The sequence below is a fragment of the Streptomyces sp. DH37 genome, from assembly GCF_029813835.1.
Lineage (GTDB): Bacteria > Actinomycetota > Actinomycetes > Streptomycetales > Streptomycetaceae > Streptomyces.
Map to the genome: position 1 here is coordinate 25,259 of NZ_JARVKV010000052.1, position 25,452 is coordinate 50,710.

A 25,452-nucleotide genomic window follows, 5' to 3' on the forward strand; every position below is an offset into this window, starting at 1 on the left:
ACGACGATGCCCGATCTCAAGGAGCACTACCGCTTCCGCGCCGAGCTGGTGGAGCGGCTCAAGGCCGACCTTCTCGGGCCGACCGGCGAGCAGGCCGACTCCACGGAACTGCTGGACGACTGGCCTGTGACGACCTACTCCACCGGCGTGCTTTTTCCGCGCACCGAGGACGAGGAACTGGCCCGTGAGGACGCGGAGGAGGACGGCTACGACGATGACGCGGACTCCACACTCGCCGTCGACGAGGTACCGGACACCGGAGTCAACCTGGCGAACATCCAGCGCCCCTCGGCCACCGGAATCACCTTCGCCGTGGATCCTTCACGCAGCCGCTCCATAACGATCACTCCCACTGCCGCCGTGTACGACCCGGTGGATGGTCAGGGACGCCTCACCGTGCCCGAGCGTGCGGAGCGACGAGCTGTGGAAGCACAGGATCTCCACTGGCGTCGCCGTCCGCTCGAACTACCCGCCACCACAATTGACGTCACGGAGATCCACCAGGAGCCGGTCAAGCTTGCTCCGGGCCTGGAGCTGCGGGTGCGGGTTCGCCGGCCGAGTGGTCCGCAGGGCACCGTGAGCATCACGGCGACCCTGGTGAACACCCACCTGGTGGGTAAGCATGACATTCGGGACACGCGTTGTTTCTTCCAAGCCGGATTGCGCGTTGACGTCCCCGGTGATGTGCCCGCCCTGGTGGAGCGCCCGACAGAGGGAGGTGCGGACGAGGAGATTAGGCTCAACCGGCTTCTCTATCGTCATGTCCCTTCCTTCGCAACCGGCCATGGTTGTGCCGCTGACTGGGACTGGACACCGCCAGCTGTCGGTGAGCTTCCCAGGAGGGGCGAGCCCGCCGGGGTGACCTCCGTCCGGACGGAATTCGTCCCGACATACGAGGTGCTGCTCACTGATTCCAACCCGAACATCGACGTACGCCGTCTTGGCATGCAGACGCTGGCCGACGCGACACCGGAACAGGTCGTGGAATGGCTCCGCGAACTGGTCGACGCCTATGGGCGCTGGATCGGCGAGCGAGAAGCGGAGATCGAGGAGTTGCGCGACGGTCCATACGGCAGCACCGAATACCTCGAACTCACCGGCAAGCAGATGCGGTTGTGCCGCACAGCCCAGAAACGCATGATGACCGGCATCCGACTGCTGGAGCATGACGAGCGTGCCATGGAGGCCTTTCGGACGGCCAACAGGGCCATGGCGCAGCAGCTCGGCCGCAGCCTGTGGATCAAAGGCGGCCGTAGGGGGCAGTCACAGCCGCAGGGGACCTGGCGTCCGTTCCAGATCGGCTTCCTGCTGCTCTGCCTGAAAGGCATCGTCGACCCGGAGCACGAGGACCGCGGCATCGTGGATCTGCTGTGGTTCCCCACCGGTGGTGGCAAGACGGAGGCTTACCTTGGTCTGATCGCCTTCACCGTGTTCCACCGCCGGCTTCGTCTCGGCAAGGCGGGCGGTGGTGTCACGGTCTTCATGCGCTACACACTCCGGCTGCTCACCCTGCAACAGTTCGAGCGTGCTGCCAGGCTGATGTGCGCTATGGACCGGGTCCGCGCGGAGGACCCCGAACGGCTCGGATACGAGCCGATCTCCGTCGGTATGTGGGTGGGGCGGGCGGCCACTCCGAACAATCTGGAGGAGGCCAGAACCGCCCTGCGGAAGATACGCAAGGGCGAGACGCTGCAGGAGCAGAACCCGGTGCAGCTCCGGGACTGCCCCTGGTGCGGCACGGCATTGCGGGCAGAGGACTACACGGTCGACGTGGACCGCGACCATATGTCGATCAACTGTCCCGGCAAGGGGTGCGACTACGGTGACGGGCTACCGGTGCACGTGGTGGACTCCGAGCTCTACCGGGTGCGCCCCACACTGGTCATCGCCACGGTCGACAAGTTCGCGCGGGTGGCGTGGCGGGACGATGTGGCCGCCCTGTTCAACCGGAACACCGACGCGCACGGCACGCCTCCGCCCGAGCTGATCGTCCAGGATGAGCTGCACCTCATCTCCGGGCCTCTCGGTACGCTCACCGGCCTGTACGAGGCGGCGGTCGACATCGCCGCGGATCGCCCCAAAGTCATCGCGTCCACGGCCACCATCCGCCGTGCGGGGGATCAGGGCAAGGCCCTTTTCGATCGGGAAGTGGCGCAGTTCCCGCCGGCGGGTCTCGATGCCCGTGACTCCTGGTTCGCGGTCCAAGCCCCTGCCGAACGCAAGGCATCGCGCCGCTATGTCGGGCTGCTCGCCCCGGGCATATCCCAGGCGACCCTGCTGATTCGAGCCTATGCCTCACTCCTGCACCATGCCGGCCGAATCGAGGGCGACGACGCGGTACGGGATGCCTACTGGACCCTGGTCGGCTACTTCAACAGCCTTCGTCTGCTCGCGGCGGCCGAACTGCAGGTGCACGCCGATGTCAACGAGAGGCTGAAGACCCATGCACAGCGGGACGGCAGCGGGACGCCCCGTGAAGTCGTTCCGAAAGAGCTGACGAGCCGTGTCCCCTCCAGTGAGATTCCCGACCGCCTCAGTGAACTGGCATGCACCCTCGACTCCGGCGCGGCGGTGGACGTCGTGCTCGCCACCAACATGATCTCGGTGGGTGTCGACATCGATCGGCTGGGGTTGATGGTTGTCCTGGGGCAGCCGCAGACGACGGCCGAGTACATCCAGGCCACCAGCCGTGTGGGGCGGCAGCATCCCGGACTGGTGGTCACCCTGTTCAACTCCTCCCGGTCCCGTGACCTGTCGCATTATGAGGACTTCGTCCCGTACCACTCGGCTCTCTACAAGCAGGTGGAGTCGACCAGCGTCACCCCTTACTCCGCCCGCGCCCGCGACCGGGCCCTGCACGCGGTCTTCGTCGGGCTGGCTCGGCTGGTCCTGCCAGCCGCCCGTCCCAACAGGGCTGCGGCCAATGTGCGTGCCTTCGAGCAGGACCTGCACAACCTGCGTACCGACCTGGTGGCTCGGGTGCGCGGGATCGAGAAGGAGGAAGCCGACGCCACCGACACGGAGCTGAGGGAGTTCATCGCCCACTGGAGCCGGCTCGCCGAGGAGAACGACGGGTTGCTGTACGAGGCGCCCTACACCTACAGCCCGAATCCGGACCGCGACCCCGATACCGCGCTGCTCCGCACCCACTCCGATCTCGATCTCGCGGAGGCTCGTGACACGCTGTGGAGCCTCCGCGACGTCGATGTCGAGTCCGACCTCTACCTGGAGAGCTGATATGGCACGTCGATCCTCGGCCGGTGCCTCCGGTACCGCAGCGCGACAGGAGAAGGTCCGCAGGTCACCGCTGGGTTCGGTGCGGCGTGCTCAGCAGATCACCACATACGGTGTCGGAGCGATGATCGCCATCGGTGACCAGTCGTACATCGTCAGCGGCCTGGATACCTGGGGTACTCGGGACGCCGACGTCCTGTCCGAGCCACGTCTGCAACAGCGTCTCGGGGTGAACGGCTTCCGGCTGCCTCCTGCGGCTCCGGCGCCGTCCGGGAACGGTGTGAAGGTACGTCGTTTCCCCGAGACTTATTCCTGCCCGAGGTGCTGTGTGCTGAAGCCCTTCCGGGACTTCGGCGGTCGGCGCAACGACAATGTGTGCGGCGACTGCGAAGCTCCCCTCGTGCCGTCCCGCTTCGTCGTCGCATGTGCCCACGGACATCTCGACGAGTTCCCGTACTGGCGATGGCTGCACGCCCGGCGTGGTGAGGAGCGCGGGGCCCGCTGCAGTTGCGATCCGGCGAAGGCTCGGTTGACTCTCCACAGCGAGGGACGGACGGCCAGTCTGCGCGGCATTGTGATCAAGTGCGACTGTGGTGAGAGCGGATCGCTGGAAGGCGCCTTCAGCCGGGATGCCATGGCCGCATTGGGAATCACCTGCCGAGGTGGTCGCCCCTGGTTCGGCAGGAGTGCACGTGAGGCGAACTGTGCCAGTCCTCTCCGAGTGCTGCAGCGTGGTTCTTCCGCGGCCTGGTTCCCCAGCGTGGCCTCCGCACTGTCCATTCCACCGTGGCACCGCAAGCTGATGCAGTTGGTGGAAAGGCACAAGCGGCATCTGATCAACAAGAGCGACGAGCGAATCGAGGAGTACGCCCGCGACGAGGGGTGGCTCGACAAGGGACGCTACGGTGCCGAGGAAGTGATCGGGGCAGTACGCACACTCGAGAGCGCCGGCGAGCAACCGCAGGAAGAGCCCGAGGAGAACAACGAGTTCGAGGCTGCGGGCAGGATTCGGCAGGAGGAGTACCGACAGCTGTGCAGGGAGACTCCGGAACATCCGGAGAACCAGCACTTCGTCTGCCTCCCCCCGGAGAACGCCGACGGAGTGAGGGTACCGGGCATCGACCAGGTCATGTTGGTCAAGCGACTCCGTGAGGTACGGGCGCTCCACAGCTTCACCCGCATCGAGCCCCTTATGCGCATCAAGGAGGACCGGGAGCGCGCGGTCAAACTCGCGCTGGACGAGGACATCGACTGGCTGCCCGCCATCGAGGTCATCGGGGAGGGCGTCTTCCTCACTCTGGACCAGGAAAGGCTGGCGAAGTGGGAATCACTCACCGGCCCCGACTCCCCGGAAGTTCGCGCGCAGCGGTTGCGTCGCAACCACGAGCGCCATCTCCGTAGGCGGGTCAGGGACCGCACGGCTCTGGTCGAGTCCTCACTGACCTCGCGCTTTGTCCTTCTCCATACTCTGGCGCACGCCCTGATCAACGAGTGGAGCCTGGACTGCGGTTATCCCGCCTCCGCGATCCGCGAGCGCCTGTACGTCAACGAGGACATGACTGGTGTGCTTCTCTACACCGCTACCAGCGACTCGGCGGGAAGTCTCGGAGGAATCGTCGCCCAGGGCGCCCCGGAAAATCTGGCGAACTCACTGAGGTCCGCGCTCGAACGGATCTCATGGTGTTCTGCGGACCCCCTGTGCATGGAATCCGACGCCAGCGGTGTCAACAGCCTCAACCTCGCTGCCTGCCATGCCTGCATTCTGCTGCCCGAGACGAGCTGCGAGATGAACAACGTATTCCTGGACCGTGCCTTGCTGATTGGTACACCGGACGAGAAGGTGCCCGGCTACTTCTCCTGATCAACGAGGGAACCATGCTCGACCCCGGCCCTCGACCACCAGATACCGGAGGGCCGGGGCAGGGCCTCCAGGGCCGCGGAGGCCGTGGCGGGGGAGGCCAGGGGGCGGTGGCGGTGGAGGGTGCGGAGGAGAGCGCGCTCGTGGGCGGGGAAGCCCGGGGGCGGGGCACCGTGCTCGGCGCGGGCGCGGAGCACGGCCAGGCAGGTGGCCGCGCGGTGGTACTCGGCGACCGCGCGGGCCGCCCGGCGGCCGTGGTGGCGGCGCGCGAGGTCGCGGGCCAGGGCGCGGGCGCGCAGGCAGCCGAGCGCGTACGGCTCCGGGGGCGCGAGCCAGCCCGCCGCCGCGTACCGGGGCAGGGTGGCGCGTACGGTGCGCAGGAGGCGCCGGCGCGCCCAGAGGGCCAGCCCGGTCACCACGACCAGCACCGGCGCCATGAACAGGCCGTAGACCGTGAGGAAGACCGGCCTGGGCAGGGTCGCCGCGCCGTTCCACACCGCGTGCAGCGTGACGGCCGCCGCGAGTCCGAGCAGGGGCAGCGCGGTCCGCAGGGTTCGCCGGCGCGGGGAGACGGAGGCCGCCGCGCCGAAGCCCAGCCCCACCAGCACCGTGAAGAGCGGGTGGGCGAGCGGGGCCATCACCACGCGCTGGACGAACGTCCCCAGCGTGGTCGACTCCAGCCCCGAGTGCCCGAGTGCCAGGTCCTCGCCGAAGGCCCGCCCCAGGTAGAGGATGTTCTCGGTGAAGGCGAAGCCCGTCGCGGTGATCCCCGCGGTGACGACGCCGGACACCACGCCGCCGAAGTCCCGCGGCCGGTGCAGGAACAGCAGCAGCACCGCGCCCGCCTTCGCCGTCTCCTCCACGACGGGCGCGACCAGGGTGGTGCCCAGCGCGTCGGCCCGGTCGGGGGCGCGCGGCAGGACGGAGGAGGCGAGCCAGTCGGTGGCGAACCCGTTGACGGTGATGGCGACGAGGGTGGCCGCGCAGGCGCCCCAGCCGAAGGCGAAGAGCAGGTTCCGCCGGGGCGCGGGCGCGGCCCGGTCGAGCCAGCGGAAGGCGGCGAGCAGCGGCGGCACCGGCAGGACGGCCAGCCCCAGCCCGACGAGGAAGCCGTCGGAGCCGGTCTGCTCGTGGACCAGCCCCAGGATCACGGCTCCGCACAGCAGGAGCGGGACGGCGACGGCCGCCGCCCGGACGCTGTGCCACCGGGGTGCGCCGCGCGGCGAGCCGCGCCCGTCCGCCGGTGGCGCGGAAACCTCTTGGTGCACCCGACGACATTAGGCACAACCGGGGCCGTACTGGCTAGGGGGGCGGCGCGGAGCGCGGGAAAGCGGCCGGGAGTCGGGAGGGGCCGGGAGCCGGGAGGGGCCGGCGGGCCGGAGGCGGTCAGGGGACGCGGCGGAAGAGCAGGTCGCGTACGACGTGCCCCTTCTCCAGGCCCTGGCCCTCGAAACGGGTGACGGGACGGAAGTCCGGGCGCGGCGCGAAGCCGCCGTCCGGCCGCGTGTTCTCCAGCGCCGGACAGTCGCCCAGCACCCGGAGCATCTGCTCGGCGTACGGCTCCCAGTCGGTCGCGCAGTGCAGCAGCCCGCCCGGCGCCAGCCGGGAGGCGGCCAGCTCCACGAACTCCGGTTGGATGATGCGGCGCTTGTGGTGGCGCTTCTTGGGCCACGGGTCCGGGAAGAAGACGCGGATCCCGGCGAGGCTGCCGGGAGCGAGCATCTCGCGCAGCAGGATGATCGCGTCGCCGTTGGCGACCCGGACGTTGGCCAGCCCCTCCCGCTCGGCCAGCGCCAGCAGGTTGCCCTGGCCGGGGGTGTGGACGTCGGCGGCGAGGATGCCGGTGCCGGGGTCGGCGGCGGCCATCCGCGCGGTGGCCTCGCCCATGCCGAAGCCGATCTCCAGGACCACGGGCGAGCCGGGCGGGAGGGTGTCGAAGAGCTCCTCGAGGTCGAGGCGGCGGTCGCCGTCGATCTCCACGCCCCACACCGGCCACAGCCGCAGCAGGGCGTCCCGCTGGGCGGCGGTGACGCGGCTGCGGCGGGGCTGGAAGCTGCGGATGCGGCGCTCGTGGCGGTCCCCGGCGGGGTCGGCGGAGGGGCCGGTGCCGTCGGGGAACATGACGCTCCGCGCGGGGGGCGCGAGCGCCTCGCGCGTTCCGGGACGCGCTTCGGGGCGCGTTCCGGGCGCTGCGGACGTACCGGGCGCTTCCGGCGCTTCGATCGGTGCTTCGGCGGGACGGGGCGTTTTCTCGGACACAGTGCGTACGAGTCTACGGCCGCCGGGCGGACCGCCCGGCGGCCGTACGCGGCCGGTCCGGGCAGCCGGTCCGGGCGGTCAGTCCAGGCGGGCGAACCAGCGCGCGTTGTGGGCGATCGCCCGCTGGTACGCGCCGAAGTGGTCCGCGTCCCCGTGGTGCACCACCCGGGCGTACGCCCCGTGCCGGGCCAGGTCGCGCACGCAGCCGCCGGTGTTGGCGGCCGGCACGTCGCGGTCGCCGCCGGAGGTGTGCAGCCGCACCGGTACGCGCGGCGCCCACGCGCAGACGCCGTCGTTGAGCCGGATCACCTCCGCGAGCGTGCCGGTGGGGTGCCGCAGCCGCTGGTGCCACTCGTCCGTCAGCAGCTCCCCGACCGTGCCGGGCAGCAGCCCGGCGATCTCCTCGTCGGGGTGGTCGCCGTCGAAGAGCTCCTCGACGCGGTCGGCGTACGGCGCGCGGAAGACCTCGCGGGGATCGCCGTAGAGCGGGTGGAGCCGGTTCTGGGCGACCAGGAAGTAGGAGAGGTAGAAGACGGCCGAGGCGCCGTCGATCCGCCCGTCGAACATCGCGGGCAACTCCACGCCCTCGATGTCGTACGGCCCGGCCACCGGCGCCAGCGCCCGCAGCCGGAAGCGCCGGTCCGCGCCCCGCGCCAGCTCCCGGCCCAGCGCCATGGCGACCTGCCCGCCCTGGGAGAAGCCGGTGGCGTACACCGCGCCGGTCAGCCGTCTGCCCTGGCCGCGCGCGGCGGTGCGGGCGGCGCGCAGCGCGTCCAGGGAGGCGGAGACGGAGGAGCGGGTGTCCACGTACGGGTGGGTGCCGGGGCCGGCGCCCAGGCCCAGGTAGTCCGGGGCGACGGCGGCCCGGCCGCCGGAGGCGTAGAGGAAGGCGCCCAGGACGGAGACGTTGTCGCCGGTGGAGGGGGCGTAGCCGCGGTAGGCGGTGGTGCCGTGCGTCTCGGAGACGGTGGCCAGCCGCTCGCCGCCGCCGGCCGGCAGGACGAGGAGCGCGGAGGCGGTGGTCGGCTCCCCGGCGGGGGTGACGGTGGCGTAGACGATGCGGTGGGCGGTGATGCCGTGGCGCACGGCGGAGGCGTCCACGCCGTTGGCGGTCAGGAGGTCCCTGAGCGGGCCGGGGGCCTTGTCGGCCAGGTGCGTGGTGGACAGCAGGGCGCCCCGCGCGTGCTCCTCAGTGTCTCCCGCGTTCCCGGCGCCCCCGGTGTTCCCTGCGTTCCCGGCGGATACGGCCGCCGACGCGGGCACGGCCGTCAGGGAGAGCAGGAGGGCGGCGGCGAGGGCCGCCGCGCCGCGCCGCGTGCGCCCGCCGGGGAGACGTGAGGCGGCCCGGGCGCCGCGCCGGATGTCGTGTTCCGTCATGGCGGCGATCCTTCTGCGGAGGCCGGTGTTCCGGAATGCGGACGCCCCCCGGGCCGGCCGGGGGCTGTCCCCACCCGGACCCGCCCCACCCGGACCCGCCCTGCCCGGACTCGCCCGGACCTGCCCCGTTCGGACCCGTCCGGACCCGCCCCGGGCGAGGGCACCGGCTGACGGGGTGTGGGATCGTGTGCGTCCCATGGTCGGCACCAAGGAGGCGAGCGAGATGGCGGACAGCGCCGCGCGGCCGGGCGGCGGGAGCGGAATAGACAGTTCCCGACCGCACTCGGCCCGGATCTGGAACTACCTGGCGGGCGGCAAGGACTACTACGTGGTGGACGCGGAGGCCGCCGAGAAGGTCCTGGCGGCCTTCCCCGGCATGCGCGACATCACCCGCACCTCGCGCGCCTTCATCGGCCGCGTGGTCCGCCACCTGGCCGGCGAGGAGGGGATCCGGCAGTTCCTGGACATCGGCACCGGACTGCCCACCAGGGACAACACCCACGAGGTCGCCCAGCGCACCGCCCCCGAGTCGCGGATCGTCTACGTCGACAACGACCCCCTGGTGCTGGTGCACGCCCGCGCCCTGCTCACCAGCTCCCCCGAGGGCGCGTGCGACTACATCGACGCCGACGTCCGCGACCCCGACAGGATCCTGGAGGAGGCCGCGCGGACCCTGGACCTGTCGCGGCCGGTCGGGCTGATGCTCATGGGCATCCTGGGCCTGGTCCCCGACTACGACGAGGCCCGCGCGGTGGTGCGGCGGCTGACCGACGCCCTGGCGCCGGGCAGCTTCCTCGGCCTGAACGACGGCTCCACCAGCGACCCGGCGTACGTGGAGGCCATCGAGAGCCACAACGCCCGCGGCACCGCCACCCCGTACACGCCGCGCACCCCCGAGCAGATCGCCGGCTACTTCGAGGGGCTGGAGCTGCTGGAGCCCGGCGTCGTCTCGTGCTCGCGGTGGCGGCCGGAGGGCACCCCCGGCCCGGAGACGGCCGTGCACGGCGGACTCGCGCGGAAGCCGTAGAGGCCCGCGGGGCCGGGCGGACGCGGCGGGCGCCCGGCACCCGCCGCGCCCGCCGGGCTTCAGCGGGTGGCGTCCAGCGCCGCCAGCGCCCGCCGCGCCACCTCACGGCCGATCGGCAGGGAGGCCGTCGCCGCCGGGGAGGGGGCGTTGAGGACGTGGACGGTGTGCGGGGCCCCGGTGATCAGGAAGTCGTCGACCAGCGTGCCGTCCGGCCCGACCGCCTGGGCCCGCACCCCGGCCGGGGCCGGGCGCAGGTCGCCGGCGTCCACCTCCGGCAGCAGCCGGCGCACCGCCTCGGTGAAGGCCGCCCTGGACAGCGAGCGGCGCAGCTCGCCCGCGCCGTAGCGCCAGTGGCGGCGGGCGATGCGCCAGGAGCCCCGGTAGCCCAGCACCTCGGCCAGGTCGCGGGCGCGGGCGGTGCGCCACCGGTAGCCCTCGCGGGCCAGGGCCGGGACGGCGTTGGGGCCGATGTGGACCGAGCCGTCGATGCCGCGCGTGAGGTGGACGCCCAGGAACGGGAACGCCGGGTCCGGCACCGGGTAGACCAGGCCCCGCACCAGCCCGCCGCGCTCCGGGGCCAGCTCGTGGTACTCCCCGCGGAACGGCACGATCCGCACCGGCGGCACGTCCCCGGCCAGGCGGGCCACGCGGTCGCAGTGCAGCCCCGCGCAGTTGACCATGGCGCGGGCCCGCACCACCGCGCCCGCCGCCGTACGGACGGCCACGCCCGTCCCCGGGCGGCGGTCCACGGCGGAGACCTCGGCCCCGCAGCGCACCTCGGCGCCCGCCGCCGTCACCAGGCGGGCCAGCTCGGCGGCGACCGCGCCGTAGTCGCAGACGCCGGTGGTGGCCACGTGGATGGCCGCCAGGCCGTTCACGTGCGGCTCGTACTCGGCGATCTGGGCCGGGCCCAGCTCGCGCACCGGGATGCCGTTCTCCCGGCCGCGCTGCACCAGCGCGTGCAGCCGGGGCAGCTCCGCGCGCTCGGTGGCGACGATCAGCTTCCCCGTCACCCGGTGCGGAATGTCGTGCTCCGCGCAGAACTTCACCATCTCCGTCGCGCCCTGCACCGCGAAGCGGGCCTTGAGCGACCCCGGACGGTAGTAGACGCCGCTGTGGATCACCCCGCTGTTGCGGCCGGTCTGGTGCCGGGCCGGACCGGCCTCCTTCTCCAGCACCACCACGCGCGTACCGGGCCGGGCGCGCGTGAGCGCGTACGCCGTCGACAGACCGACGATCCCGCCGCCGACCACCAGCACGTCGCAGTCGTACGCCGCGCGCCGCGCGGAGGACGAGGAGGGAGCCGGGGCGGCCGAGGAGACAGAGGACACGTCCTCCATCATGGCCCGGCCCACTGACAGGCAACCCTCCGGCCGCGCGCGGGACTTGTGAACGGGTCCCGAGGACAGCCCGTACGGCCCATCGCGGGGCGGTTCGGGCGGTCCGGGTGGTTCAGGCGGTCCGGGTGGTTCAGGCGATCCGGGTCGTCCGGGGGCCCCGGGGGCTCGGGGCGCCCCGGGCGCGGCGGCGGGACGGGCCGCGTCACGCCGGAGCCGCGAGCAGCGGGCGCGCCCGCTCCCGCAGTTCCGCCACGCGCGGCTCGTCGCCGTACGGCTCCAGCCGGTGCAGCAGGTCCCGCACGTACTCCGTCGTCCGCGCCGAGGAGATCCGCCCGGCGACCTCCACCGCCCGCGTACCCGCCGCGCAGGCCGCGTCCAGGTTGCCCGACTCCAGCTCCGCGACCGCCGAGACCACCAGCCGCAGGCCGTGCGAGCGCACGAACTCCTCCGTCGGGCGCGACAGCGCCTGCTCGGTGAAGCGGCGCACCTGGCGCGGGGCCCTCAGGTCGCGGTAGCACTCGGCGGCGTCGGCGGCCAGGCGGTCGTAGGAGTGGAAGTCGAGCCAGGACGGGTCCGGGTCGCCGTCGCGGGAGCGCTCCAGCCAGCCCTCGGCCGCCGCCAGCGCGGTGCCGCAGGCCGCCGCGTCGCCGGCCTTGGCCTGGGCGCGGGCCTCCACCAGGTGGAAGAAGCTCATGGTGCGGGCCGTGGCCAGACCGCGGTTGCGCTCCAGCGCGGCCTGCGCCAGGTCCACTCCCTCGTCGGCGAAGCCCCGGTACGTCGCCTGCAGCGACATCGAGGCCAGGACGTACCCGCCCAGCGGCACGTCCGCCGCCGCCCGGGCCAGCCGCAGCGCCTGGATGTAGTAGCGCTGCGCGGCCTCCTGCTGGCCGGTGTCGAAGGCCATCCACCCGGCCAGGCGCGTCAGTTCGGCGGTCGCGCCGAACAGCGAGCGCCCGACCTCGTCGCTGTAGGAGCCCAGCAGCAGCGGGGTGGCGTCCACGCGCAGGCACTCGGGGACCATCGACGAACGCCAGTCGCCGCCGCCGTACTTGGAGTCCCAGCGCCGGGCCTCCTCCGCCGCCTCCCGCAGTTTGGCCACGTCGCTGTGGCCCACGCGCAGGGACGTGGCGGCGGGCGGGGGCGGTCGGCGTCCGCCGGCGGCGGGCCCCGCCGCGGCCTCGCGCCCCCCGGCGGCGGCCGACGCGTCCCGCGCCACCGAACTGTCGGCCGGCGTGATCAGCCAGCGCGAGGTGGGGACGGCGTAGGCGCTCACCGAGAACGAGCCCGCCAGCGACTGCCAGATGCCCCCTCCGCCGCCGCGCCGCCCGGCCGGGTCCAGCCGGTACAGCTCGGTGGCCGACCGCACGGCCGCGCCGACGTCGCGGGGGAAGGCCAGGCCGACCTCCGGCGCCGGATCGGCGTCCGCCAGGCCGATCTCGTGCAGCGGGACGGGACGTCCGAGCTTGCTGCCGATGGCGGCGGCGATCAGATGGGGGGCGACGCCCTGCGGCACCATCCCCTTGGAGACCCAGCGGGCGACCGACGTCTTGTCGTAGCGGAGGGTCAGTCCTCTCTGCGCGCCCAGGTCGTTGACCCGGCGGGCGAGGCCGGCGTTGCTGATCCCGGCGAGGGCGAGGACGGCACCGAGTTTCTCGTTCGGCCCGCGTGGCTCCCTGGACATGCGCGCACCCCTGACACACACCGACGGCCGCCCCGCGCCGCACACACGGGGCACTCGTCAACCCAGCGTAGTTCGCCGCATCCCTACCGTTAAGGGGCGTCCTGCGGGATGGCGGGAATCGTGTCCGCACGGCGGTGCGCGGCGGGCGACGTGCGGACGGCGCGCGGGACGCCCCGGACCACCTCGGGCCGCACCGCGCATGCCCCCTGGCGTGTGCTCCGGGTGTGTGCCGGTGCGCCCGTCCGTGCGCTCTGTGCGGCCCCGGGGGGGAGCGCTTCCATGGGTGCTGCGTGGGTCGGCCCACTGCGCTGGAACCAGTGGGCTGGGGGAATGCCGTCGTCCCATTCCCCGCGGACGGCGGTCCGGTCCGGGAGGTGAGGAAGCCTCCCGGACTGCCGGCGGTCTGCCGACGATGATTCGTTCGGCATATCTCACGGCAAATATTTGGCCGAATGACGACGCTCGCGGCGGAGCCGTTCGGCAACCGGTACGGCGTCGGCCTCCGACGCCGCTCTTCCTCGCGTCTGCGCCCCTGAGCGCCTCCCGTACGCCCATCCCGTGGCAGCATGGTCCGCAGCGACGGCAGTTGACGGCCGCCGACGGTGATCCACCACCGGTCGGCCGCGGTCGGCGGCGAGTTACGGGGCCATGCGGAGGCGGCGATGCGGTGGTTGGTGGGGTGGGCCGCAGACCACGCCGCGGGCGCGGGCGGCGCGGCCAGACCCGGGCAGACCATCCAGCCGGTGGGCGCGCAGCAGTTGTGGGACGGCCCCGACCCGCTGTGGGCGGTCGGCGACTGGCGCCCTGACGAGGTGCGCCTCGTCGAGGTCGACGGCGGCAACAAGCTCGCGGTGCTGGGCTCCTGCGGCGCCTCCGACGAGCAGCTGCGCGTCGGGCTGTTCGCCGCCCGCGGCGGCGCCCTGCGCCATCTGACCGCCTGGCCCGGCAGCTACACCGCCGTCGTACGCGTCGGCCGCCGCGTCACCATCACCACCGACCTCGCCGGCGCCCGGCCCGTCTTCCACACCCCGTGGGCGGGCGGCACCGCCTACGCCACCGCCGCGCTGCCGCTCGCCGACCTGATCGAGGCGCAGCTCGACGTCGGGCACCTCGCCGCCCTGCTCGCCTGCCCCGACGCGCCCGAGGCCCTGGGCGACGGCACGCCGTACGCGGGGGTGCGCCGCGTAGCGCCCGGACACGCGCTGATCATGCGCGACGGCCGCAGCCGCGAGACCGTCAGCTACGAACCCGCCGTGCCCACCGTCGTCGCCGCGCCCCCCGTGGACGCGGACGCGGCGGTCGCCGGAGTGCGCGACGCGCTGGTGGAGGCGGTACGGGTACGGCTGGCCGCGCCGCGCCACGCGCCCGTCCCCGACCTCGGCAGCCTCGACCCCGGACCGGTGCCCGGCATGGGACCGGCCCAGCGGCGGGCCGGCCGGCCGGGTCGCCAGGCGAGGGGCCCGGCCCCCGGCATCGGCGCCGACCTGTCGGGCGGCAGCGCGTCGGCGACGCTCGCGCTGCTGGCCGCCGGGCTGCCCGGGGTGCCGGGCACGGTGTACGGCACCCCGGGGACGTCGGCGGGCGAGCGGCTGCTGGCCGTCACCTTCAACGACCTGACGCTGGACCCCCTTTCGGGGCGCGAGGCCGAACTGGAACGCGCCCGCAGCATCGCCGAGAATCCCCGGCTCCACCACGTCGTCGTCGCGGCGGGCGAGGAGGCCCTGCCGTACGCCGGTCCCGACGGCGGCCCGCTCGCCGACGGGCCGCTGACCGACGAGCCCGGCCCCTCGCTGGTCGTCGCCGAACGGCACCGGCGGCGCCTGGAGGGAGGCAGCGCGGACCACCTGACCGGGTACGGCGCCCGCGAGGTGCTCGACGCGCACCCGGCCCGGCTGGCGGACCTGCTGCTCGACCGGCGCCGCCGCCATCTGCTGCGGCCGGTCACGGCGCTGGCGAGGGCGGAGGGCGCGGCCGGACGGTCGGTGCTCGTCCCGCTCACCGTCTACCGCGCGGCGCGGCGGCTGGCCCGTACGCCGTACCGGGACGGGGTGCTGGAGGCCGCTCGGCGGCTGCGCGAGTGGAACGGCGCGGGGACGGGCGCGGGGACGGGCGCGGGAAGCGGCCCGGGGGCGGGCGCGGCGCCCGGCGCCGGGGGCGTGGGAGGTGCGGGCGGCGCGGTCCACGAGGGCGCGCCCGGAGTGCTCGACGCCTCGCTGGCCGCCCTCGCCTGGTGCCGTCCGGGGCCGGCCGCGCGCTGGCTGACGGGAGAGGTGCTGGCCGAAGTATCGATTCGTCTGGAACGGGCGGCCCTCCGCCCGGTACCGGGGGAGACCGGTACGCGTCCGGGGGAGCGCCGGGCGCGCGCCGCGCTCGCCCGGCTGGCGGCCGACCACCGGATACTCGAACAGGCCGCGGAGGTCCGCAGCCAGCGGCTGCACGCGCCCTTCCTGGACAACCAGGTCGTCCGGGCCTGCCGCGCCCTGCCCGAGGCCCTGCGCGTCCAGCCGGGGGCGCGGGCGTCGGTGCTGCGCGCCGTGCTGGCCGGGGCGGGCGTCCACGAACTGCCGCCCGGCTGGGGCGCCCCTTCCCACGCCACCCACACGGCGGCGGCGCGGACCGGGCTGCGGTCCCGTGTCGGCGACCTCATCGACCTCTTCGACGCGCCCCTGCTGGCCGACGCGGGGCTGGTGGAGGCCCGGGTCGTCCGCAAGGCGCTGCGCGCCGCGGCCGAGGGCGAACCGCTGCCGCTGGACGGGCTGGCGGAACTGGTCTCCACCGAGGTCTGGCTGCGCCGTCTGCTGGCCCGCCGCGGGAGCTGCTGGACGGGTACGGCCGCGCCGCGCCAGCGGGCGGTGGCCGGGGGAGTGCCGCAGCGCCCCAGCCTGTGAGCCGGCCCCGTCCGTCGGCGGCTGCTCGACGGCGGTCGCCTGCCGTCGGCGCCCGTCCGTGGGCGCCCGCCTGTCGATGGGCGCCTGTCGGCGGACGGCCACGGGCCGGCGGGCGCCCACCGTCGGACAGGTCAGCCGCAGCCGATCCGCGCCTGCACCCAGTCCGCCACGACCGCCGCGTCCAGGGCGCTGTGCGGCTCGACCACCAGGCGGAGCGTCCTCCGCCCCGACAGGGACACATGAACCGGTACCGGCTCCTCGCCCCGGCGGACGACACCCGACTCCCACAGCCTGACCCCGTCCGCGTGGACGGAGAACCGGACCGCGCCCCGCAGCGCCGTCAGATCGTCCACCCCGACGAGCGCGTCGAACGACGCGCAGTCGCCGCCCAGGTCGACCGTCACGGAGGACCGGGCCGACACCGTCACACCGTAGCCCCGGTCCCGGCCGCCGACGCGCAGCCCGGAGCGCTGCCACAGCCAGCTGCTCCCCTCGCGTACGGAGGGGCCGTCCGCGCCGCCGGAGCCGCCCCGGGGCAACCGGTCGAGCCGGTGGACGGTGGCCGCGGACGGCCGGGACGTCGGGTCGGTCGTACGGTCGGGCCCCGGCCCGGAGCCGGGCGAGGACGCCCCGGACCCCGGCCCGTCCCCGTCCCCGGGCTCCGGCCCGTCCCCGGGAGTGTGCTCCGTGCCGGGGGCCGGCGCCGACTCCGGCACGGGCGGGAGGCCGGACGCCGGCGCCGGCCCGGACCCCGACGGAGCCCCGGACGGCGGGGCCGGCTCCCGGCCCTCGGACCCCCTCGCCGTGTCCGCCGCGCCCGCCGACTCCTCCGGCGGCACGGTCCGCGCCCTCGACCCCTTCGCCTCCGCACCCGTCTTCGTCTCCGGCCCGCCGGGCACGCTCGCCGCCGACGGCTGCGTTCCCGGGTCCGAGTACGGGCCCCGCGGCCGCTGGCCGTCGGTGACCAGTGCCAGCGTCAGCGCGGTGGCCACGGCCGCGGCCATCACTCCCGCCGTGACGCCCGCCTTCGCCGTCGCGCCCAGCCCGTCGAACGCCGTGGCACCGCTGCCGGCCGCACCGTCCGCTCCTCCGGCCGCACCGTCCGCTCCTCCGGCCACGGCGGTCGTGCCCGCCGCCCCGGCCGCCTCCACCGGGTACGCCGGATACGCCGGGTACGTCCACCTGGAGCGGCGGCCCCCCGCCGCGTACGACTCCGGTCCCGACGCACCTCCCTCCGCCGCGTACACGCCCATCGTGTACGCGTCCTCCACCGAGTAGGCGTCCGCCATCGTGTACGCGTCCGCCGAATCCGCCGCCGGGTGCGGGGAGTACAGCGCCGCGCCCCACCCCACGACCGCGATCGGCAGCAGGACGCGCAACCTCTCGCAGACGTCCCTGGCGCCCAGCGCCGCCGACCGGCAGTCGGCGCACCGCTCCAGATGCCGGTGCAGCCCCCGGCCGGCCCGCATGCGCAGGCCCCCGCGCGCATACGTCCCCAGCCGGTCGACATGGCGCGCGCAGTCGCCGCCCGCCGCCCTCGACCTGGCGGCGTGCGCCGTCAGATAGGACTGCTGCAACCCCTCCTTCGCCCGCTGTGCCAGCACCGCCGCCGCGTCCGCCGCCAGACCGAGCAGCGGTGCGACCTCCCGCGGCGACTCCTCCTCCACCACGGTGTGCCACAGCACCACCTGCCACCGCTCGGGCAGACTGCGGAAGGCGCGCACCGCCGTGGACCGCTCGGCCCTCCACATCGCCCGTACGTTCGCCTCCGACTCGAAGGCGTCGCCGCTGCCCGGCGACTCGGCCGCCACCGCGAACACCGCGAAGTCCTCGCTCAGCAGCTCCCAACCGTTCGTCCCGGTCCAGGCCGCCGCCACCGCCCGGACCGTCGTCAGCAGGCGGGTGCGCACGGCCGTATCCGGCCCGGCGCCGCCGCGCACGGCGAGCAGCGTCCGCGCGAAGACCTCGTCCGTCAGCTCGTTCGCGGTCGCGGCGTCCCGGCAGCAGCGGAGCGCATAGCGGCGCACGGCCTCGGCGTGCCGCCGGTACAGCTCCTCGTACGCCCTGGTGTCCCCACCGCGCATCCGCGACACCAACTCCGTGTCGCTCGGCGGCGGTACGTCCTCCAGGTGCCGCGGCGGCACCGGCCCCGCCTGCCCCGCCTGCGCGCCCTGCCCGGTGCCGATCCCCGCGCCCTGCGGCCCGCCGGCCCCGTCCGCGTTCCGCGAGCCGCGCAGCTCCTCCCGCTCGTCAACACCCAAAGCGAGCACCCCCGTACACACAGTCGCCACCGAACACCGGCAAAGCGTGTCACAGCGAGGGCCGCGCGTTCCCGGCCGTGCGCCTCAATCACCCATTCGGGGCGGGAAACCGCAAAGCGGTACGCACAGAGCGCTCATACGAGGTAAAGGGGCGGACGCCAACGGTGCGAAGTTGACCGAAAGTCGACCGAGAACACCGCGCCCGAGCCCCGGCCGCCGGGCCGCGGCCGGGGACCTCACACCTCCGCGGGCCTGGCGTGCCGCGGCCTGAGCCCTTCCAGCAGGATGTCGAGCAGTCGTGTCGAGGCCGCCGCCTGCTGGGCCGCGTTCGGCAGGGAGGGCGCCGCCGTGGCTATCACCAGCAGGACGTCCGCTACCGTCACATCGGACCGCAGCTCACCGGCCGCCTGCGCCCGCTCCACCAACCGGCCCACCACATCGAGCAGTTCGCCGGCGCCCGCGTCGTCCTCGTCGCCCTCCCGGCCTCGGCCGGACACGTCCGGCCCGGGCCCGGCGTCCTGGCCGGACACGTCCTCCACCAGCCGCAGCCCCGGCTGCCCGTGCCCGCCGCCCAGCGGCGCACGCGCCCCTTCCCGTCCGGCGCCGGAGCCGGCGTCCCCGGTTGCGCCGGCCGTGCCGGACGCCCCGGCCGATTCGTCGGCGAACGAGCCGACCCGCAGTATGCGGGGCGGCAGCAGACGCCCGGCGCCCGAGGCCACCGACGTGCGCAGGAACCGGGAGAGCGCCGACCACGGCTCCTCCTCCTGCCCCAGCGCCGTCCGCGCCTGCTCGGTCAGCCGCGCCGTCTCCTCCTGCGCTATCCGCCGGACCAGCACGTCCTTGCTGGGAAAGCGCCGGTAGACCGTGCCCACACCGACGCGCGCCCGCCGCGCGACGTCCTCCATCGGAGCGCCGTAGCCCAGCTCGCCGAAGACCTCGCGGGCGGCGCGCAGCACGTGCTCCAGATTGCGCTGGGCGTCGACCCGCAGCGGAGTCGTACGCCTGCCTCCGCCAGCGCTTCCGCCGCCGACCGCGTGCGCGGTCCTGCCGTCTCCGCCGACCCCGCTCATCCCACCGCCCGCCGAGGAGTCGGCGACGGCGGCGGTAGACCAGCGAGAGCCCTGAATGCCCTGAATATGCATGTTGTATTCCCCCGGTTAATGGCAGCCTCCCCCCGGAGGCTCCCCACCCAGCCGCCGGAGCACGGTCATGACTCCGCCCCGGCGCCCTACGAACATAGTTGAGCCCCGGTCACGAGAGAAGGGGGATGTTCCGCCACCTCCGCCCCCCGATCGGAGTACGTCTTCCTCCCCTCTCCCCCACGCCCTCCGAAACGTGTCGAGTACGCCCGCCGACCTGCGTCTTTCCCCCGCCCACAGGGAACCCTCAGGGCCCGGACCCGAACCCTCCGCCGGTCATACGATTCCCGGGACCTGTGGACAAACGTCCGTCCTCGGGTGCGTCATGGACGGGTGACGAAGGAACCCGCGCGCATTCTCGTGGTCGGCGGCGGCTACGTCGGCATGTACACCGCCCTGCGCCTCCAGCGGCGCCTGAAGCATGAACTGAGACGCGCGCGGGAGGGCGGCGGGGACGGGGGCGTACAGGTCGTCGTGCTCAGCCCCGAGCCGTACATGACGTACCAGCCCTTCCTGCCCGAGGCCGCCGCCGGCTCCATCTCCCCCCGCCACGTCGTCGTCCCCCTGCGCCGCGTGCTGCCCCACTGCAGGATCGTGATCGGCGAGGCGCGGTCCATCGACCACGCCCGGCGCACCGCCACCGTCGAGACCCTCGCCACCGAGCACGCCGGCAGCGGCCCCATCGAGGTGCCCTACGACGAACTCGTCCTCGCCCCCGGCTCGGTCTCCCGCGCCCTCCCGGTCCCCGGCCTCGCCGACCACGGCATCGGCTTCAAGACCGTCGAGGAGGCCATCGGCCTGCGCAACCACGTCCTCGAACAGCTCGACATCGCCTCCTCCACCCGCGATCCCGCCGTCCGCGACGCCGCCCTCACCTTCGTCTTCGTCGGCGGCGGCTACGCGGGCGTCGAGGCCCTCGCCGAACTGGAGGACATGGCCCGCTACGCCTGCCGCTACTACCACAACATCCGCCCCCGGGACATGAAGTGGATCCTCGTCGAGGCGACCGACCGCATCCTCCCGGAGGTCGGCGAGGCGATGGGCCGCTACGCCGTGCGCGAACTGCGCGGCCGCAACATCGACGTACGGCTGGAGACCCGCCTCGACTCCTGCGAGAACCGCGTCGCCCACCTCAGCGACGGCTCCCGCCACCCCTGCCGCACCCTCGTGTGGACCGCGGGCGTCAAACCCCACCCCGTCCTGGAGAAGACCGACCTCCCCCGCGACGGGCGCGGCCGGCTGCGCTGCGCCGCCACCCTGCGCGTCGAGGGCGCCGAGCACGTCTGGTCCGCCGGCGACGCCGCCGCCGTCCCGGACCTGGCGGCAGCGCGTGCCTCCCGGAGCGGGGGCTCCGGGGGAGAACCGGACCGGGAGTGCGCGCCCAACGCCCAGCACGCCGTACGCCAGGCCCGCCTCCTGGCCGACAACCTGGTGGCCTCGCTGCGCGGCCGGGAGCTGACGGCGTACGAGCACGCCTACGCCGGCTCCGTCGCCTCGCTCGGCCTGCACAAGGGCGTCGCCCACGTGTACGGCCGCAGGCTCAAGGGCTACCCCGCCTGGCTCCTGCACCGCGTGTACCACCTGAGCCGGGTGCCGACCGTCAACCGCAAGGCGCGCATCCTCGCGGAGTGGACGCTCGCCGGGCTGTTCAAACGTGAGATCGTCTCGCTCGGCTCGCTGGAGCACCCGCGCGCCGAGTTCGAACTCGCCGCGGGCACCGGCCGCCACCCCGAGGGTCCCTGACGCCTGTCGGTGCCGTCGGTCACACTGTCGTGTGACCATGGGTGGGCCCGCGTCAGCGAAGAGTCACCGGCGGGCGCGGCGCGGCGGGCACCCGTACGGACACGCACGCGCGGGCACGCACGCACACCGGACAGTCGAGAACACACGAGAACACACGAGAACATCGGAATCGGATCGGACCGCACGCAGTGAACTTCACGCGCTGGAGCGCCCGGCTGCCCGGCACGCAGCGGCAGCGACGCCTCGCCGCCACCAGGGCCGTACGGCGTCCGCCCGAGGCACCGGCCGCCCCCTCCGGGACCGTCCCGGCCGCCCGGGACGAGCACGGCGAGCCGTCCGCTCCGGACGCCGAGGGGGTGAGACGCGGCCTCGACGCCCTCTCCGCGCACGACCTGCTCGGGCAGGTCCCCGCCCTGGTCGCGCTCGTCCACGGCCCCGACCACCGCATCGCGTTCGTCAACGACGCCTACGCCGCCGCCTTCGGCCCCCGCACCCCCGGCGCACCCGCCCGCGAGGCCCTGCCCGAGCTGGCCGAGCTGGGCCTGCTCCCGCTGATGGACCAGGTCCTGCGCAGCGGCAGGCCCCGCACGGTCAAGTCCCGCCGGGTGGCCCGCCGCGTGGAGGGCGGCCCCGGATCCCCCGGCGGCCGTACGCGCCCGGGCTACTACACCTTCACCTGCACCCCCGTCGAGCTGAAGGGCCCCGACGCGCGGCGCGGCGTCCTCGTCTTCGCCGCCGAGGTGACCGACCAGGTCGAGGCCGCCGAACGGCTGCGGGCCAGCGAGCGCCGGCAGCGCGAGGCCGCCGTCACCCTCCAGCGCAGCCTGCTGCCGCAGCAGCTCGAGCAGCCCGACGACCTGCGGGTGGCCGCCACGTACCGCCCCGGCGGCACGGACGCGGCGGTCGGCGGCGACTGGTACGACGTCATCACCCTGGGCGCGGGCCGCACCGCCCTGGTGATCGGCGACGTGATGGGGCGCGGCGTGCGGGCGGCCGCCGTCATGGGGCAGCTCCGCACGGCGGTCCGCGCGTACGCCCGCCTGGACCTGCCGCCCCACGAGGTGCTCCAGCTCCTCGACGGTCTCGCCGCCGAGATCGACCCGAACCAGATCGCCACCTGCGTCTACGCCGTCCACGACCCCAACGAGGGCCGCCTGGTGTACGCCTCCGCCGGCCATCTGCCGATCCTCGTCCGGGACCCGGACGGCACGGTCCACCGCGCCGACGGGTCCACCGGTCCGCCGCTGGGCACCGGCGGCTGGCTGCACACCTCCGCCTCGGTCCCCTTCGGCGAGGGCTCGGCCGCCGTGCTCTACACCGACGGCCTGGTCGAGCGGCGCGACGCCGACATCGACCAGGGCATCGAGGTGCTGGAGGAGGCGTTCGCCGGGGCCACCGGCGGCCCGCAGGTCGTCTGCGACCGGCTCCAGCGGGCCCTGGGCATCACCGCCGAGCACGACGACGACGTCGCGCTCCTCGTCCTCCAGCACCCGGCCCGCACCGGCCACGACGCGGAGCTCTTCCACAACGCCGCGCTCGACCTCCTGGGAGGGGTCGAGGCCGCCCCGCGCGCCCGCGCCTTCGCCTCCGGCGTCCTGGTGAGCTGGCGCTTCCCGAAGGACCTCCACGACCTCGGCGTACTGGCCGCCAGCGAACTGGTCGCCAACTCCCTCCAGCACGGCACCCCGCCGATGTGCCTGCGCCTGCGCCGCACCGACCGCCGCCTGATCGTCGAGGTGACCGACGGCGACGGCCACCTCCCGCGCCGCCGCCGCGCGGAGCCGGGGGACGAGAGCGGCCGGGGCATCTCCATCGTCGCCACCATCGCCTCCGCCTGGGGCTCGCGCCGCACACCGGACGGCGGCAAGGCGGTGTGGTGCGAGTTCGCCCTCCCGGAGGCCGCCTCGCGCTAGGAGACCCGGGCCGTACGGGCCTGCCCGTCGGACCCGGCCCGGTCGGCCGACTCGACCGGTCCGGTCGGTCCGGTCGGTCCGGTCGGGCCGGCCGGCTTCGAGGCGGCGACCACCAGGGACGTCCGCAGCGGGTCGTCCTGCGCGGCGGTCAGCCGGCGGCCCAGCAGCAGCGCCAGTGCGGTGACGCCGAGCGAGCACAGCACCAGCATCACGATGTACGGCCCGTGCAGCGTGGCTCCCATCGGCCCGCCGACCGCCGGACCGATCGCCAGGGCCAGCTGCTTCACCAGGGCGAAGGCGGAGTTGTACTGCCCGACCATCCGGGCCGGCGCCAGGTCCGCCACCAGCGGCGCCACGGTCGGCGACAGCATCGCCTCGCCCAGCCCGAACAGCGCGTACGTCGAGATGATCGCCGCGACGGCCAGTGCGTGCCGGTCGGCCACCAGGCCCGACACCCCGGCCACCAGCCACGCCACCGTCCAGACCAGCCCGACCAGCGCGATCACCCGGCTGCGCCGCCGCCGCTCCACGAGCCTCAGCACGACGAACTGCGCCAGCACGATCACGGCGGTGTTCGCGGCGAGCGCGATCCCCAGCGTCGCCGGGGAGATCCGCGAGGCCTCGACCGCGTACGCCGACAACCCGGCCTCGAACTGCCCGTAGCAGGCGAAGAACATCACGAAGCCGAGCGCGGACAGCGTCACCATCGCCCGGTCGGACAGCAGGGCCCGCCAGCCGCCCGGCCCCGCGCAACCGTCCTCACCGGCTCGGGAGAGGTGCTCGAGGCGCGGCCCGTCCGGCAGCCGTACGGCCGCCACGGTCACGCCCAGGACGACGTACATCGCCGACTCGATCCCGAACAGCAGCAGGAACGACGACGGCCGGTCGGTGTCCACGACCAGTCCGCCCAGCAGCCCGCCGACGCCGAGCCCGAGGTTGCTGAGGAAGAACTGCGTGGCGAAGGCGCGGGACCGGGTCGCCGTGGTGGAGGACCACACGATCATCGTGGCGAGCGCGGGCTGGATCACGGAGATGCCCGCGCCGAAGACGGCGGCGGACACGAACATCGCCGTGACGCCCTCCGACAGGGCGAGTCCGAGCGAACCGACGGCGGCCAGGACCGTTCCCGCGAGGGCGACGGGCAGCGGACCGCGCCGGTCGATCGTCCGCCCGGTGAAGGGCAGCACCACCAGCGCGGCCACGGCGAAGAGCGCGAGCACCGTCCCCGCGGTGCCGGCTCCCAGGCCCCGCACCTGTGCCACGTAGATGAACAGGAACGGGACGGTGAAGCCGTTGCCGAACGCGCTCAGCGCGTTCCCCATCTGGATCCGGCGCAGCGCTGCGCCCATCGCGGTGGTCACACTCACCTGCCTCTGTGTCTGGTGCCGGTGCACGCAAGGGATGGAAGGAGGAGCCCGAAGTGAGACTTCGAAGCTAAAGTTCGAGGCTAAAGAGTACATAGCGAAAGACTTTGACGCGAACGAGTTCATGCCATACTCCGGTCCCATGCCCGACCAGCCCTCCCCAGGCCCGGACCGCGACCCCACGCTCGACGAGCAGATCGCCATCTACCAGCGTGAGTACGGCGACCTGGACCCGCAGGTGGAGAAGATCGTCAACGCGCTCAGCCGCCTCGACCGGCGGATGAGCGTCGCGTACGGACGCCAGCTCGCCGCCCTCGGCCTCAACCACGCCGAGTGGGAGGTGCTGAAGGAGCTGGTGATGGCGGGCCGGCCCTACCGGCTGGGCCCCGGAGCCCTCGCCAAGCGGCTGGGCCTCACCCCCGCCGCCATGACCCACCGCATCGACCGCATGGCCACCGCCGGCCTGGTCACCCGGGAACGGGACGAGAGCAACCGGGTCCGGGTGATCGTCGAGCTGACCGACGAGGGCCGCGAGAAGTGGCTCCAGGTGATGCGGCTGGCCTCGGTCTTCGAGGAGGACCTGCTCCAGGACCTGTCGGGCGAGGAGCGTGGCACTCTGGGAGAGTTGCTGACGCGCCTGCTGCGCCGGGTGGAGGACACCCAGCCGGACGCCGACGGTCGCCTCAGCGACCTGGACTGAAGAGGGTTCCGGGAGCGACTTGACAGCCGACGGACCGATCCGTAAGGTTCTTCGAGTTGTCAGCGGGCCGGAACGGTTCTTCTGACAGCCCTTCTGTCGCCTCCGGCGACGACCACTCACTCAGTGTGAATCCCTTCCGGGGATGAATTCCGGCGCGCCGTAATTCCGATCCGGGTGGCTCGATTAGGAGCCGGGAGGGAAATCCGCTACGGTGGTGGAAGCGCCGGAAACGGCGCGGAGGAAAAGGGCAGGACCCCGCCGGCCGGGGATCGGATACCGAAAAGGGATCTGATAGAGTCGGAAACACCGAAGGGAAGCGCCCGGAGGGGCCCCGGATAGGGGTGCCGAAGGAAGCGTCCGTTCCTTGAGAACTCAACAGCGTGCCAAAAGTCAACGCCAGATATGTTGATACCCCGTTCCCGCGGCCGGTAGACGGCCGAGGGGCGAGGTTCCTTTGAAACACAACACAGCGAGGACGCTGTGAACGGCCGGGCCCATTCCGCCCGACCGTTCCGCTCCCGCGGATGTGTCCTCCGGGAAGACCCGGAAAAGCATTCACGGAGAGTTTGATCCTGGCTCAGGACGAACGCTGGCGGCGTGCTTAACACATGCAAGTCGAACGATGAACCTCCTTCGGGAGGGGATTAGTGGCGAACGGGTGAGTAACA

Annotated in this window: 15 protein-coding genes and 1 rRNA gene; 8 read left to right on the forward strand and 8 right to left on the reverse strand. The window is 73.7% G+C overall.

Translation table 11 applies throughout. From position 1 onward, the window contains the following. Positions 1-6: 6 nt before the first annotated feature. Together QC029_RS22455 and QC029_RS22460 are read left to right on the forward strand one after the other, a co-directional pair. A complete protein-coding gene (locus tag QC029_RS22455; protein WP_279557553.1) occupies positions 7-3,237 on the forward strand; it encodes a helicase-related protein in 3,231 nt (1,076 codons plus the stop codon). A 1-nt stretch (position 3,238) separates the two neighbouring features. Further along, positions 3,239-5,095 (forward strand): DUF1998 domain-containing protein, encoded by a 1,857-nt coding sequence (locus QC029_RS22460; RefSeq protein WP_279557554.1) that lies wholly within the window; start codon positions 3,239-3,241, stop codon positions 5,093-5,095. On the opposite strand, the gene QC029_RS22465 is transcribed toward QC029_RS22460, so the two are convergent. The 3 genes from QC029_RS22465 to QC029_RS22475 form a co-directional block, all read right to left on the reverse strand. Continuing rightward, positions 5,083-6,360: a PrsW family intramembrane metalloprotease gene (locus QC029_RS22465; RefSeq protein WP_279557555.1), complete on the reverse strand. Its 1,278-nt coding sequence runs from the start codon at positions 6,358-6,360 to the stop codon at positions 5,083-5,085. The genes QC029_RS22460 and QC029_RS22465 overlap by 13 nt on opposite strands. A gap of 118 nt (positions 6,361-6,478) precedes the next feature. Beyond that, positions 6,479-7,213, reverse strand: coding sequence for a tRNA (guanosine(46)-N7)-methyltransferase TrmB (gene trmB / locus QC029_RS22470; protein WP_279557556.1), 735 nt, complete (start codon positions 7,211-7,213; stop codon positions 6,479-6,481). Between the two features lie 216 nt (positions 7,214-7,429). Further along, positions 7,430-8,728, reverse strand: coding sequence for an alpha/beta hydrolase (locus QC029_RS22475; protein WP_279557557.1), 1,299 nt, complete (start codon positions 8,726-8,728; stop codon positions 7,430-7,432). Between the two features lie 223 nt (positions 8,729-8,951). Between QC029_RS22475 and QC029_RS22480 the strand changes: the two genes are divergently transcribed. Then, positions 8,952-9,755, forward strand: coding sequence for an SAM-dependent methyltransferase (locus QC029_RS22480; RefSeq protein WP_279557566.1), 804 nt, complete (start codon positions 8,952-8,954; stop codon positions 9,753-9,755). A 59-nt stretch (positions 9,756-9,814) separates the two neighbouring features. Here the strand turns inward: QC029_RS22480 and lhgO are convergent, their stop codons facing one another. Next, positions 9,815-11,086 (reverse strand): L-2-hydroxyglutarate oxidase, encoded by a 1,272-nt coding sequence (gene lhgO / locus QC029_RS22485; RefSeq protein WP_279557558.1) that lies wholly within the window; start codon positions 11,084-11,086, stop codon positions 9,815-9,817. 211 nt (positions 11,087-11,297) lie between these two features. Further along, a complete protein-coding gene (locus QC029_RS22490) occupies positions 11,298-12,776 on the reverse strand; it encodes an MFS transporter (protein ID WP_279557559.1) in 1,479 nt (492 codons plus the stop codon). 662 nt (positions 12,777-13,438) lie between these two features. On the opposite strand from QC029_RS22490, the gene QC029_RS22495 reads away from it, so the two are divergent. Continuing rightward, complete coding sequence (locus tag QC029_RS22495) at positions 13,439-15,664, forward strand: asparagine synthase-related protein (protein WP_279557560.1); 2,226 nt, start codon at positions 13,439-13,441, stop codon at positions 15,662-15,664. Between the two features lie 131 nt (positions 15,665-15,795). Here the strand turns inward: QC029_RS22495 and QC029_RS22500 are convergent, their stop codons facing one another. Both QC029_RS22500 and QC029_RS22505 read right to left on the reverse strand, forming a co-directional pair. Continuing rightward, complete coding sequence (locus QC029_RS22500; RefSeq protein WP_279557561.1) at positions 15,796-17,925, reverse strand: NPCBM/NEW2 domain-containing protein; 2,130 nt, start codon at positions 17,923-17,925, stop codon at positions 15,796-15,798. A 236-nt stretch (positions 17,926-18,161) separates the two neighbouring features. Continuing rightward, a complete protein-coding gene (locus QC029_RS22505) occupies positions 18,162-19,067 on the reverse strand; it encodes a TetR/AcrR family transcriptional regulator (RefSeq protein ID WP_279557562.1) in 906 nt (301 codons plus the stop codon). Positions 19,068-19,448: 381 nt separating this feature from the next. On the opposite strand from QC029_RS22505, the gene QC029_RS22510 reads away from it, so the two are divergent. Both QC029_RS22510 and QC029_RS22515 read left to right on the forward strand, forming a co-directional pair. After that, a complete protein-coding gene (locus QC029_RS22510) occupies positions 19,449-20,807 on the forward strand; it encodes an NAD(P)/FAD-dependent oxidoreductase (protein ID WP_279557567.1) in 1,359 nt (452 codons plus the stop codon). A gap of 188 nt (positions 20,808-20,995) precedes the next feature. Further along, complete coding sequence (locus tag QC029_RS22515) at positions 20,996-22,720, forward strand: SpoIIE family protein phosphatase (protein ID WP_279557563.1); 1,725 nt, start codon at positions 20,996-20,998, stop codon at positions 22,718-22,720. On the opposite strand, the gene QC029_RS22520 is transcribed toward QC029_RS22515, so the two are convergent. Further along, positions 22,717-24,081, reverse strand: coding sequence for an MFS transporter (locus QC029_RS22520; protein ID WP_279557568.1), 1,365 nt, complete (start codon positions 24,079-24,081; stop codon positions 22,717-22,719). The genes QC029_RS22515 and QC029_RS22520 overlap by 4 nt on opposite strands. A 145-nt stretch (positions 24,082-24,226) precedes the next feature. Here QC029_RS22520 and QC029_RS22525 point away from each other — a divergent pair, with 145 nt between their 5' ends. Together QC029_RS22525 and QC029_RS22530 are read left to right on the forward strand one after the other, a co-directional pair. After that, the gene (locus QC029_RS22525) at positions 24,227-24,784 is read left to right on the forward strand and encodes a MarR family winged helix-turn-helix transcriptional regulator (protein WP_279557564.1); all 558 of its coding nucleotides are present in this window, start codon (positions 24,227-24,229) and stop codon (positions 24,782-24,784) included. Between the two features lie 554 nt (positions 24,785-25,338). Beyond that, a 16S ribosomal RNA gene (locus QC029_RS22530) occupies positions 25,339-25,452 on the forward strand; the annotation flags it as partial.

Excerpts from the sequence above, each read along its gene's own strand:
- QC029_RS22455 (WP_279557553.1), top strand. The coding sequence starts at position 7 with ATGCCCGATCTCAAGGAGCACTACCGCTTCCGCGCCGAGCTGGTGGAG.
- QC029_RS22460 (WP_279557554.1), top strand. The coding sequence starts at position 3,239 with ATGGCACGTCGATCCTCGGCCGGTGCCTCCGGTACCGCAGCGCGACAG.
- trmB (WP_279557556.1), bottom strand. The coding sequence starts at position 7,213 with ATGTTCCCCGACGGCACCGGCCCCTCCGCCGACCCCGCCGGGGACCGC.
- QC029_RS22475 (WP_279557557.1), bottom strand. The coding sequence starts at position 8,728 with ATGACGGAACACGACATCCGGCGCGGCGCCCGGGCCGCCTCACGTCTC.
- QC029_RS22480 (WP_279557566.1), top strand. The coding sequence starts at position 8,952 with ATGGCGGACAGCGCCGCGCGGCCGGGCGGCGGGAGCGGAATAGACAGT.
- QC029_RS22490 (WP_279557559.1), bottom strand. The coding sequence starts at position 12,776 with ATGTCCAGGGAGCCACGCGGGCCGAACGAGAAACTCGGTGCCGTCCTC.
- QC029_RS22495 (WP_279557560.1), top strand. The coding sequence starts at position 13,439 with ATGCGGTGGTTGGTGGGGTGGGCCGCAGACCACGCCGCGGGCGCGGGC.
- QC029_RS22505 (WP_279557562.1), bottom strand. The coding sequence starts at position 19,067 with ATGCATATTCAGGGCATTCAGGGCTCTCGCTGGTCTACCGCCGCCGTC.
- QC029_RS22510 (WP_279557567.1), top strand. The coding sequence starts at position 19,449 with ATGTACACCGCCCTGCGCCTCCAGCGGCGCCTGAAGCATGAACTGAGA.
- QC029_RS22525 (WP_279557564.1), top strand. The coding sequence starts at position 24,227 with ATGCCCGACCAGCCCTCCCCAGGCCCGGACCGCGACCCCACGCTCGAC.